This is a genomic window from Vibrio sp. DNB22_10_4 (assembly GCF_052879755.1).
This window is the reverse complement of the sequence record NZ_JBNNXW010000003.1, coordinates 147,471-159,591: the sequence shown is the minus strand read 5'-3', so window position 1 is coordinate 159,591 and position 12,121 is coordinate 147,471. Positions and strand designations below refer to the sequence as shown.

Annotated in this window: 12 protein-coding genes; 3 read left to right on the top strand and 9 right to left on the bottom strand. The window is 46.8% G+C overall.

Annotated elements, in window-relative coordinates:
- Positions 1-47: 47 nt before the first annotated feature.
- The 8 genes from ACVA6Q_RS11660 to ACVA6Q_RS11625 form a co-directional block, all read right to left on the bottom strand.
- A complete protein-coding gene (locus tag ACVA6Q_RS11660; RefSeq protein WP_446647600.1) occupies positions 48-920 on the bottom strand; it encodes a hypothetical protein in 873 nt (290 codons plus the stop codon).
- Between the two features lie 28 nt (positions 921-948).
- A complete protein-coding gene (locus ACVA6Q_RS11655; protein ID WP_446647599.1) occupies positions 949-2,217 on the bottom strand; it encodes an integrase in 1,269 nt (422 codons plus the stop codon).
- A 16-nt stretch (positions 2,218-2,233) separates the two neighbouring features.
- Complete coding sequence (locus ACVA6Q_RS11650) at positions 2,234-2,422, bottom strand: hypothetical protein (protein ID WP_038230201.1); 189 nt, start codon at positions 2,420-2,422, stop codon at positions 2,234-2,236.
- A 457-nt stretch (positions 2,423-2,879) separates the two neighbouring features.
- Positions 2,880-3,158: a 50S ribosomal protein L25 gene (gene rplY / locus ACVA6Q_RS11645; protein ID WP_353498571.1), complete on the bottom strand. Its 279-nt coding sequence runs from the start codon at positions 3,156-3,158 to the stop codon at positions 2,880-2,882.
- A 161-nt stretch (positions 3,159-3,319) separates the two neighbouring features.
- A complete protein-coding gene (locus tag ACVA6Q_RS11640) occupies positions 3,320-4,687 on the bottom strand; it encodes an ATP-binding protein (RefSeq protein ID WP_446647598.1) in 1,368 nt (455 codons plus the stop codon).
- Positions 4,680-5,336 (bottom strand): response regulator transcription factor, encoded by a 657-nt coding sequence (locus ACVA6Q_RS11635; protein WP_446647597.1) that lies wholly within the window; start codon positions 5,334-5,336, stop codon positions 4,680-4,682. The genes ACVA6Q_RS11640 and ACVA6Q_RS11635 overlap by 8 nt, the downstream gene beginning before the upstream one ends.
- Positions 5,337-5,409: 73 nt before the next feature.
- Positions 5,410-5,832 (bottom strand): PepSY domain-containing protein, encoded by a 423-nt coding sequence (locus tag ACVA6Q_RS11630; protein ID WP_446647596.1) that lies wholly within the window; start codon positions 5,830-5,832, stop codon positions 5,410-5,412.
- A 72-nt stretch (positions 5,833-5,904) separates the two neighbouring features.
- Positions 5,905-7,641, bottom strand: coding sequence for a DEAD/DEAH box helicase (locus tag ACVA6Q_RS11625; RefSeq protein WP_446647595.1), 1,737 nt, complete (start codon positions 7,639-7,641; stop codon positions 5,905-5,907).
- A gap of 70 nt (positions 7,642-7,711) precedes the next feature.
- Here ACVA6Q_RS11625 and rsuA point away from each other — a divergent pair, with 70 nt between their 5' ends.
- The 3 genes from rsuA to ACVA6Q_RS11610 all read left to right on the top strand — a co-directional run bounded on the left by rsuA (position 7,712) and on the right by ACVA6Q_RS11610 (position 10,480).
- On the top strand, positions 7,712-8,410 hold the full coding sequence (gene rsuA / locus ACVA6Q_RS11620; protein ID WP_446647594.1) for a 16S rRNA pseudouridine(516) synthase RsuA: 699 nt from the start codon (positions 7,712-7,714) through the stop codon (positions 8,408-8,410).
- Between the two features lie 211 nt (positions 8,411-8,621).
- Positions 8,622-9,827, top strand: coding sequence for a Bcr/CflA family multidrug efflux MFS transporter (locus ACVA6Q_RS11615; RefSeq protein WP_353498577.1), 1,206 nt, complete (start codon positions 8,622-8,624; stop codon positions 9,825-9,827).
- Complete coding sequence (locus tag ACVA6Q_RS11610; RefSeq protein ID WP_353498578.1) at positions 9,827-10,480, top strand: DUF2913 family protein; 654 nt, start codon at positions 9,827-9,829, stop codon at positions 10,478-10,480. Before ACVA6Q_RS11615 ends, ACVA6Q_RS11610 begins: the two co-directional genes overlap by 1 nt.
- Positions 10,481-10,644: 164 nt before the next feature.
- Here ACVA6Q_RS11610 and ACVA6Q_RS11605 read toward each other — a convergent pair whose 3' ends face one another.
- Entirely contained in the window at positions 10,645-12,069 is a 1,425-nt protein-coding gene (locus tag ACVA6Q_RS11605; protein WP_446647593.1) for a DUF2867 domain-containing protein, read from the bottom strand.
- Positions 12,070-12,121 lie beyond the last annotated feature (52 nt).

The window sequence follows — 12,121 nt, the reverse complement described above, 5'->3', positions numbered from 1 at the left end:
GAACATTAATTAAAGCTGATGCAGCTGCGCCTAACCCCGCGCCGATTCTACCCAAAACGCTTCTGTGGCGTTCTAGAACGCAAAAACCTAGTGACATTCCCATTATCTCGTACGACTTTAAACCAGAACCGGCTAGGCATCCCCTCAAACTCTCTAACACAGTAGTCATCGCAGGCAGAGTCCTTATCTGCATTGCGAACAATGCTTACGATAGGGCTACTCACATTTCTAACGCTCGCGCTTGTCGCCCAGCAAGCCTCTAGAATGTCAAGCCAGCTCGGCTCCCACTTGTAGAGTGCGCTTATTGCTTCCGCAAGTATCACCATGGTTTTTTCTTCATGGTTATTTGGCACGTATTTAAGCTCGTTTGTACAAGCAGCATGGAAGCACTTGCCAATATCGTGAAAAAGGGCGCCGATGATACCTACTTGTATCTCCTCGTCAGACTTATTGAGCGCGGAGAGGCGATCGAGCGTAAGCTGGGTTACTTCTACCGAATGTGCTAACAGTCCATGTGAACACGAGTGATGATTGTCCATACTAGCAGGGATGGTGATGAATGCTTCCAACAAGCCTTCGTCATGCTGCAGTTTTTCAACGAAGGGTGTTAAGGCTGGGTGGCTCACCTTTTCTACAAAGCTGTTGAGCTTGAGAAAGTCATCGATGAAGGTGGCGTATAGGCTAGCCATTCTATTTTTGTAGCCTTCTGGCAGTGGAATCCTAAGTGGGAGTATATTTTCGGCATAGGGTTTATGGGAGCGCCAATAGATATTATTCAAATAGACACTTCCGTGGCATTTTAAACTCGAGGCATTTGCTCCGAAGAAGCGAGTAGAGCTTCCATCACCTGCAAGTAAAATGTCAGCAAAAGGAACGGTTCCTGTTCCAACGTTTACGACAATACCAATTGAATATGACATGTCTTTCTCCTCAATTTAATTTTCTGCTCTATCTATAGGGCGCAGGTACACGAACTTCACAATTATTTTCCCAAATATCGAGTGGTTCGACCGCTACCCAAGTTAATTCAGCCGGTTTTGTGTAGATTTCGGTTGTCTTAGTATTGCTGTGAGCCATTCTTGCGCTTGGGTTGTAGCCGCGTCGTTCGAACTCTCTTGCTGATAGACCGCGTATTTCATGAAAAGTCGGGCGCTCGGCTTTTGGTAGGTTCGCTTTTACACCTACTTCATCGCGAACGCGACTGAATGCCTTGCTTAAGTACTGGCTATCAAGTTGAAAAGGGTGATCGTTGCCTTTCGCCGTTCCTCTTTGTGATTGGCGCGGACGTCGTCTAACTGCGTAGGGGCAAACAAGGCGATCGGTTTTTGCTAGTTCTATGGTTTCATAAATGCCTCGAGTCACAGGGATCGCGACCCGAGAGCTGTCATGGTTTCTGGATTTTTGTCTGTGGATGTAGAGCGTGCCATACACTTCGATACCATTGATGTGCATTGGCTGGCGTTTGTCGTTCCAAACAATGCCACATACGCCTTCTTTAGGGCGAGGGATGGTGTGTTTGATTCTGGTGATTTCCTTCACCGCATGAGTCGTCTCAAAAGCGAGTCTCATTGCTACTTTAAGAAACGTAGGCGCAGCGTCATGAATCGCCATGAAGTCTTCCATTGTTAATGGCTGACGTGTCTTCTTGCCTTCGCTGCGCGTGATTTTTCGGTTCTTTTTGTTACGCATGAAGTTATCCAAGATGTAGGTCTTGTCCGCGAGGTAGCTCGCCAACTTCTTAATATGAGCAAGAATGTTATTGAAGTTTTTGGCGCTGGTAGAGTGATAGTGCTCTTCGAGAAACTCATTGACCAGTTCGAGATTGAGGTTACGTGTCAGTACACCGCCAAGTTCGCTCTCAAGCTTAACCATGGTGCTTCGATACTTTTGTAAGTAACCGTCGGAGAGCTCTTCTCGTACGACTTCTCTATCCACAATCTGGATGGCGTCGCATAAAGGAACATTGAAGCGGCTCCCGGTTGGTTTCTTGGCGTGGCCGTCATCACTTATGCGGTCAAAAATAGCCGACGTGTCGCGGTAACGGATGTTGTAGTTCGTTGCTTGCATCTTGGCGATATGGGGCGAGACGCCAGGCGGGAGCGTGATACGAGTTTTATCGATGAGCTCCAACTGGAATCGGATTCGACCTTGTGCATCTCTGTAGCGATACAGATAGGGGGGAAGGTCTGAATTGCGCTCGGTGCGTCTGCGTCCCATATCGTCTTACCAAGGCTTATAGATCAGTGCGAGCGGTAAGAGAAAGGACGTACTCGTCGATGACCACCAGCCTTTTACCTGTGGGAGTCAGAACGAAGGTGAGCAATCCGCGATCGAGCCAGTTATAGACAGTGCGGATACCAATCCCAGAGTCGGGATAGAACTCATCGAGAAATTGTTGGGGTTTCAAAGTCCGATATTTCATAAGCGCCTCCATTAGCAGCAAACATCTCGCTCTTATTGTGGCGACTAAAAAATAGCGGAAAGCGGATTAAGCAGCCCAAATGACGTCCCTTAAAGAAAAATGGCACTTTTTTGAGTGTTGATATGTTGGCTAAATGGCTTTCGAACTAGGCAATGTTTTGAATGGTTATTCATTTTGCTAGCCTGATGGTAGGGGCTGAAACCGGGGTTTTCAACTACTGTATATTGTAATTATTTTGTAATTTTACTGATCGTGAAGGGGAGTGCGAAGAAGAGGGAAGTGTGAAAAGTCTTTAGTAACCAGAGGTTAAGAGAGTTTTGCCCCCTTTTAAAACGGTGAAACCCCGATGTTGGTAGCATCGGGGTTTCGAATTTTTTAAAATTCTTGGTTGGTAAGGCCGAGAATCTTTCTATGCATAAGGTTTGGATTAAATCCGATTAATTCCTTGGTAGGGGAATTAGATACGGATGAAGTCCATGTGCTCAACTTTTGGCTTGAACGCGTGACGTTGAACGTCTTGTGGCTTAACCTTAACTTCTTCGCCAGCAACCACTAGAGTGATGCCTTCGTAGAATTCTGGCTTGTCCATTTGGTTTACGATGTCATCGTGGTTTAGAGCAACTGATAGAGGTGCTGCTTCACCACCGTAAACGATTGCTGGGAATTGACCAGCGTGACGTAGGCGGCGGCTCGCACCCTTACCTAGTTCAGTACGTACTACTGCTTCGAATTTCATAGTTTTTACTCTCAAAATAGTAAAATTAACAAATACGTTTTGACATAGCGACCTAGTCAAAACTTAAATCGTTTTAAGGGATCGTAAAGATACTCTCAAAACGAGCGCGGATACTAACATCCATACTGGGGCTCGGCAATAGCAAATTGCTTATATCTCTACTATTTTTCGCCCTTTGCGCGCTTTAGCTTAAGAACTGCGCGCAATCCGCCCATTTTACTCTCTCCAAGCTCTAGTTGACCACGATAACTGTGCGCCATTTCAGAGACAATATTGAGTCCAAGACCCGTGCCAGGTGTGCTTTCATCCAGGCGAACGCCGCGTTTGGTGACTTCTCGGCATTGCTCTGCTGGAATGCCCGGCCCGTCGTCTTCGATGATGAGTTCGACTTCAGAGTCGTCAATATCATTGGAGTGAACTCGAATTATACTGTTGCCCCACTTGTAAGCGTTCTCTAGTAGGTTGCCAAGCATCTCATCTAAGTCGGCTTTTTCAACCGCGACTTCCAAGTCGGTATCAAGCTCGCTAATAAGCGCAATTTCTCGTTCGGCAAAGACTTTGTCAAAGGCGAGCGAGATAGCATCGACGCGCTCACTAGGGGACGATTTCACTGCGAGGATGTTCATCGCACCCGCCATGCGTGCTCGGCCTAAGTGGTAATCGATTTGTGCTTGGATTTGAGCAATTTGTGGCTCCAACTTGGCGCGGTCTTCAGCAGATAGGCTATCAAGCTCATTCTTTAGCACAGACAGCGGCGTTTTAAGCGCGTGTGATAGGTTGCCGGCATGATGCCTTGCTCGTTCAAGAAGCTCTTGATAGTGAAACAGTAGTGCGTTGAGATCTTTAACCAGCGGCGCAATCTCTTTAGGGTACTGCTCGTCTAATGAGTGCTGCTCGCCGGCTCTTAGACTTTGTAGCTCACGTTGCATTTTACCTAGTGGACGCAAAGACCAGCTTACTTGGCCAATGATGAGCGCTAATATACCGAAGACCATAACACCGAGAATGAGCCAAAGCTCACCGGTGAGGGATTCTAGTGTGTCATCAATAGGGTCTTCATCTTGGCCGATAATAATGGTGACTCCGTCACTGACTTCTGGCAGAAACAAAGTGCGCTTTATAGTGATGAGCCTTTCATCTTTGGCACCAAAGTAATGGGGCTGTTTCTCTTTGCCTTTAGTGCGCAGAGTTTGATCCCAGAGCGAACGGGAGCGTTGGATGTCTTGCTTGGTTTCAATTTGCCAGTAAAGACCGCTATATGGCTGATTGAAGCGAGGATCGGAGAGTTGAGCCGAAAGAATAAGCTGACCTTTGTCGTCGACCTCGAGGTTGGCGGCAATTTCATCCATGGCATGACCAAGTTGAACTTCGAGATCACTGATTAAGTAATCTCGAACTAACCCGGGAATGGATACGCCAGCGGCAATGGTCATGGCGGCGAGCCATAGTGTCGCTGCGAGTAATAGTCGAGTTCTGAGACTGAGCTTTTTGACTCCTTTGCGCAGTCTCTCTTTGGAAAGATTAGGCATTCAGCTGATACCCTAGTCCTCGAACGGTTCTTATGACATTCGGGGCGATCTTTTTACGGATACGGCCGATAAATACTTCAATCGTGTTGGAGTCGCGATCAAAGTCTTGTTTGTAAATGTGCTCAACCAGCTCAGTGCGGGAAATGACCTTGTCGGCATTATGCATAAAATAAGCGACAACTTTGTACTCGAGCGCCGTGAGACTCACTGCACTACCTTGCCACATCACTTTAGACGTTCTTGTATCTAAGCTTAGATCGCCAATTTGCATCAGTGGAGAGGCGTTACCCGAAGCACGGCGAAGCTGTGCGCGAATCCGGGCGATGAGTTCAATCATCTCAAATGGCTTGGTGAGGTAGTCATCTGCACCTGCGTTAAGACCTTCAACGCGCTGTGTTAGGGTGTCACGAGCGCTAAGGATAACGACTGGCGTGTTAATGCCTTCATCTCGAATACCTTTCAACACCGTGAGGCCATCGATTTTTGGAAGTCCTAGATCGAGCACAATCGCATCCCAATCTTCAGACGTAGCGCGATAAAGTGCATCAATACCATCTTGAGCGAGCTCAGGTACCCAGCCTGCGCTTTCAAGTGTTTCTAAGATCTGTTCACCCAATCTTGGTTCATCTTCAACAACAAGAATCTTCATTATCTTTCTCTTTTTTATTTATAGTTGATTGCGAGTTATATAGTTGTTTGCGAGTCATATAGTTAATTGTGATTTATTTTTTGATAACTCGTTGTAGATTATGGCCTTTGATTTCCATCATCTCCAGTGTTGTTGCATTGTATTCGACTTTTATAACGTCTTGATCATGCAATAGCTTGAGCTCGTAAATCCACTCGTTGTCATCTTCTTCAAGCTCGACTTTTATCACGCGGCCGTTAAGATCGTTTTCTACCGTCGCAAATAGCTCAGAGAAAGGCTTAATGAGACCTTGTTGAACGGCATCAAAGACTTCGTCCTGATCTTCATCGAACTCAACGCGAGTATCACCCGTTTCTACATCTTGGACTAACTCATGACCGCTCTGTTTATTAGCAGCCTGGTCGTCAGAGAAAAAGCCCGCGTTTGCCGTCAAAGGAACGACAAGCAAGGCTGAAAGAGCGAGTGTGGCAAAGACTTTATTTACTGGGTAAGGCATAGCAAGATCTCAGCGTTATCAAACATGGTATTAATATAACGGGCAAAATATGAATCAAACCTGAACAGGTTTTTAGTTTAATTCATCATCGAACACTTTATCGCGCATTTTCCAGAAACGACCACTTTTACGAGCGATGACAAAAGCGGGCAACCTGAAGCGGTGCTGGTTGTTCACCACTTTAGTCGGTGAGGTAGCGTCAAACTCACGATGCTTATCCGCCAAATGCGGGCGCACGAACTTAGACAAAAAGGTCTGTTTTTGTTTTTTTGTGCTCAAAGACCAAAACTCACTTACTTGTGCATCGTTTTCGCCGATGTAGTTAACACGCAGGCTGCTTTTGCCTTTGTCATCTTTATGAACTTGCAGATTCATGTCGACGCACTCGAAGACTAATGCGTCTTTAAGGTTTAATGCTTCTTTGAGCTTTTTATCTGGGTCGACCAAGGTTGCGTCGCACTCATGACAAATTCGAGCGGCGATGTCGTTATCGGCACCACACTCATTGCAGTATTTGGCTCTAAAGCGATAGTCGCAGTGTTCTCGCTCCCCCGTTTCTTCATCGGTAAAGTAGCCTTGGCATTTACGGCCAAAGTGCTCAATCAAAAAACCATTGGCATCGAGTTTGCCCCAAAAGTCATTGTTAAAGCCGCAGGCAGGGCAGGGGATGGTAATGATTTCCGAGTCTGAATCGGGCTTTGGGTTGCCAACTTCAGGTTGATAGAGATCGTAAGTATTACCTGCATAATCGAGTACTAAACATTCCGTTTTGCCATCAGAAAGGCGAAGGCCACGGCCAACAATTTGCTGATAAAGACTAACGGATTCGGTTGGACGTAGTATCGCAATTAAATCGACATGCGGCGCATCAAAGCCTGTGGTCAGTACGGATACGTTGACCAAGAATTTGATTTCTCGCTGTTTGAAGCGGTTTATGATGTCGTCGCGCTCGGGCGTTGGTGTGTCGCCTATGACGATTTGACTGGCTTGTTCTGGCAGCAGCGAAAGGATCTCTTGTGCGTGACGCACCGTTGCGGCAAAAATCATCACGCCTTGCTTATCTTCACTGTAGCGGATGATCTGCTCCACAATCTGAGGCGTCGCGCGCTTGGACTGCTCAATCACCAAGTCCATTTCCGACTCCTTGTATTTACCCATGCTGGTGGGCTTTAACTGAGAGAAGTCGTAGCTCAGTACTGGAGCATCAATGAGTTTTGCAGGGGTAAGGAACCCTTCATCCAAAAGGTACTGAATCGGAAGTTCAAAAATACAGTCTTTGAAGAAACGCGGTTCATCGCTACGCACCAAGCCTTTGGTGTGATATTGGTAAATCCAGCCGACACCAAGACGATATGGGGTCGCAGTCAGTCCAAGTATTTTTATGCCAGGGTTAATCTCACATAAATGACTGATGACTTTTTGGTAGCTCGATGTTTTGGTCTCTGGCACGCGGTGGCATTCATCGATGACCAGCAATGAGAACTGATTAGCGAATGCATCCAGGTTTCTCACCACAGATTGTACTGACGCGAAGACCACTTGTTCGGAAGTTTCTTTGCGCCCGAGGCCCGCTGAAAATATCGATCCTTTCAGACCATAGCCTTCATATTTTGCGTGGTTTTGCTCAACCAACTCTTTAACGTGAGCAAGCACGAGTACTCGACCGCGTGCAAGGCGAGCGAGCTCAGCAATGACCAAGCTTTTACCAGCGCCTGTTGGGAGCACGATGACAGCTGGGGTGTCATTTTTGCGGAAATAATGGATAACGGCTTTAACGGAGTCGGCTTGATAAGGTCGAAGCGTGTACATACGGCTCAGTTTTACTCTACATTTTGAAAAACCCCTCTATAATACCCCACGAAATGAAAACGAGGTATTCATGCGTTTAGATAAGTTTTTGTGTGACGCGTTAGGCGCTACACGTAAAGAAGCCACAAAAATCATCAAATCAGGCGACGTCACTGTTGATGGCGTGATTCAAAAGAGTGGTGCAATCAAGGTAACAGAAGAGAGTAGTGTTGAATGGCAAGATCGTGAGGTTCGGATGCAAGGCCCTCGTTACATCATGCTGTTTAAGCCAGATGGTTTTGTTTGCTCTCATGAAGATGGCTTTAACCACACGGCCTTTATGCTGCTTGATGAAGTGAAAATGGAAAATCTCCACTTTGCTGGTCGATTGGACGTGGATACTACCGGCCTGGTGTTAATTACCGATGATGGTCAGTGGTCACACAGAATTACATCGCCAAAACACAAGTGTGCTAAGACTTATCGCGTGTGGTTGGCCGATCCTGTTCAGCCAAACTATCAGCAAGCGTTTGAAGAAGGCATCGAGCTTAGAAACGAAAAAGCGCCGACCCTTCCAGCGAAGCTTGAAATCATCGATGATAACGAAGTGTTATTGACTATTCATGAAGGCAAATACCATCAAGTTAAGCGCATGTTTGCGGCACTTGGCAACAAGGTTGAAGGTCTTCATCGTGAGAGTGTGGGTGAAATTGTTTTGGATGAGATGCTTGAGCCGGGCGAGTATCGTTATCTCACTCAAGAAGAAATTGACTCAGTCTGGAAAAAGTAATACTAATAGTTTGATTTATAAGTTTAGATTCATTTTGTGAACACAATGGCTGTGAGCCCCTAATATAATCAGTGCAAAGCAGACTGCGCTTTGTGCTGACGACCTTCCTATTCTCGCAGCCAGTTTCACAACCAATCTCACTCAACGGGACGTTGAGTAAAACATGAGCATAAAAGCAAGGAATGCGGCTCATCGACGTTTTAGGAGCGATATGAGTTCTCAAACCACATCGCAGCCCAATACACCCCAACTTGGTTTGTTACTGTTTTTAGTGCTTGGCGCTATTGGTGCATTGACGCCGCTGGCGATTGACATGTACCTCCCTGCGATGCCAACGATCGCGCAGGATATGGGTGTCACCGCTGGCGCTGTGCAAATCACGTTAACCGTGTATACCGCTGGGTTTGCTATTGGTCAGCTTTTGCATGGCCCGCTTGCGGACAGTTTTGGACGCAGGCCTATCTTGTTATTTGGCGTGTTCTTTTTCGGTGTTGCCTCCGCAGTGTGTGCGACCACGACCAGCATTGAATCGCTTACATTGGTTCGTACTGCGCAAGGGTTTGCTGGTGCTGCTGCCGCGGTGATTATCCAAGCCGTCGTTCGTGACATGTTTGATAAAGAAGACTTTGCGCGCACCATGTCGTTTGTCACCTTGGTTATTACCTTGGCACCTTTGGTAGCACCAATGATTGGTGGTCATCTTGCCGTTTGGTTTGGGTGGCGCTCAATCTTTTGGGTGTTGACGGGCTTTTCGGTGATCGTTATTGCAGCGGTTCTTTGGAAAATTCCAGAGACGCTGGCTCCAGAAAACAGACAACCGCTGCGATTTAGAACCACAATAAAAAATTACCTGCGTCTTTGTCACAACCCAGTTGCGATGGGGCTTATTTTTTCCGGTGCATTTTCATTTGCGGGCATGTTTGCCTTTCTGACAGCCGGTTCGTTTGTCTATATTGATATCTATGGGGTGTCGCCTGATCAATTTGGTTACCTGTTTGGTCTGAACATTGTGACTATGATCATCATGACCAGTTTAAACGGCCGCTTTGTTAAGAAAGTAGGTTTGCACGGTATGCTGCGCTTTGGTATCGGTGTCCAGCTATTTGCTGGCATGGGGCTATTAGTGAGTGGCGTGCTTGATCTTGGTATTTGGGGCATTGTGCCGTTTGTGATGCTATTTGTTGGTACTCTGTCTACGATTGGTAGTAATGCTATGGGCTTACTGCTTAGTGGTTACCCGACAATGGCTGGCACAGCTTCGTCGTTAGCGGGTACGTTACGATTTGGCACAGGGTCGGTAGTCGGCGCTATTGTGGCGTTTTTACCGAGCGGTACACCGTGGCCAATGATTGCATTAATGGCGATTTGTTCGGTATTATCCGCCGCCTTGTATTGGACGTTTGGAAAGAAAGCGTAATGTCTGCATATTATTCAGAAATTCAAAAGGTCGTGAACTCAGCATTAGAAGAGTTGGCGGCAGAGCACGCAACAGGGAAGCTGATTAACTCACCTGTATCGAATAACCACTTTTTGTTGAGGTGGGTAACACGTGCGATTAAAACTCAGCGTTTTGGTAAAGCGACGAGTGCGAACCTTATCCAATGGCAAAAGACTGGGCGTTCTAAGGGCAATGAGTCGATGCTAGAGCCTACGTTCAAACGCATCTCTGCCTATTACGAAGGCTTCTTCGGTTGCGAGATAGCCCCGATTACTGATGCTAAAATCGAGCAGTTCATTGATGATATGGAACAAGCAGGCTGGGGCGTGTGTACGTCGGAAGTATTGACCGATGGCAGCAAAGTCCAATTCTTCACCGATGGCGCCAACTCGTTTGCTGTGTGTGCTAATCAATGTGATGACTGCTTTGATGGTGAGAACCTAGTGAAACCAATGAGCTGGTTTGTTCGTGGTAACCACGCTGAGTTCGTCACGAAAGCTTATGAGGCGGGATTTATGCTTCACAAAGTGACCGATTATAAGTCGAAAGTGAAATACCACGGTGAGTACCTTGTTTATCCACTTAACCAGGGTACGCAGTTAGCGGAAATTCCGCTTTCATTTAAAGCGTAACTATTTGGTTTTAAAGAGTTGGTTTAAATAAGCTGGTTTAGAAAAGCGTAGCTCCATCTTAGTTAATGGGTGCTACGCTTTTTTGTTTCTGAATCAATGTCATACTCGTTTAACTGGGCTTGCTATCTGTTTAGTTAGTTTTGCGAATCGCCTTGCTTTACCAACTATTTAGATTTGCGAACAATAGCTCGAACCATGCCTTTAAAAATGAACAGGTGAGCTGGCATCATCGCAAACCAATACAGTAGTCCTAAAAAGCCTTTAGGGTGCCACCAAGCGCTGATGTTTATCTCACGTTTGTCACCATGGTCTGTGATGGTGAACTCTAGCCGTCCAAGTCCAGGTCCTTTCATCCCAAATAGCAGGGATAGAAAGTAAGGCGGCTCGCAGCGAATGACTTTCCATGAATCGATAAAGTCACCCACCTTTAGCTCTGGCCCTTCGGGAGAGCGCCTCACCGGACGACCACCACCAAAGAAGATGTCGAGCCACTCTCGGGTTCGCCAAAGTATATTGGCGAAGAAGTAGCTGTCTTTGGGATCGCCAATGGTTTTAACGACATCCCATAGCTGCTCAGCGCTTTTACTCGTTGTAAAGCTCGCTCCGGTTTTTTTAGGATAATAACCATACCCAGCTTGCCAACGGCTAAGTGCTGCGGGCTCAAAACCCCATACATTGCTGCGAATGAATTCACCGTCCTGCTGAATGCTGGATGCGACGGATTGCTGGTAAGAAATGAGCTCTTGCGGGAAGCGCTGCCTAATCGATTGAGAGTTGGCAATAAAATCATGCTCAAGCCCCGCCAGTAGAGCACGGCCGATACTTGAAGGCACGGATGTGACCACGCCGAGCCAGTAAGAGGCGATTTTCGGAGTGAGAAGTGGTGTTGCCCATAGACGCAACGGCTTGCCTATTTGCTGACAAATGACCTCAAATTGTTGGCGATAGGAGAGTACATCGGGTCCACCGACCTCATAAATCTCGCTATTTGGTTCGGCTTCTTTTGATAGTTCAATAAGATAGTGGTTGAGGTTCTCCAGCGCGATAGGGTTGGCTTTAGAATCCACCCACTTTGGCGCGATAAGCACGGGGAGGTTGTAAACAAAATCGCGCATGATTTCATACGCGGCGGAGCCTGGGCCTATTATCACGCCTGCGCGTAATTCAGTGATGGGTACTGTACTGGTGCGTAGTAACTTGCCCGTTGCTTTACGAGCGGCTAGGTGCGCAGAGTTTCCGGTTTGTGGCTGTATGGCGCTGAGATAAATAACATGCTTTACCTCACTGATTTCCAGCGCATCGCGAAAGTTTTGTGCGAGCGACAGTTCGTATTCTAGAAAATCATGTCCATGCGCCATTCCATGTACTAGGAAATAGACCAGATCAAATTGCGGAACGAGCGCAAGAGTGGCTTCACGATCGGCTAAGTCTAGGTATTCGAAGGTTAAATGTGAGTGGGGGATAACCCGAGCTTTAAGGTAGTCAATTTGCCGCGCTGCAGCGGTTACTTGATAACCTTGAGCGAGTAAAATAGGGATTAGTTGTGAGCCGACATAGCCCGATGCGCCGAGAACCAAAACTCGTTTCATTTCTATCCCTCGATTTTATTACAAGAAAAACTATCTCTCTAAAACTTAACAC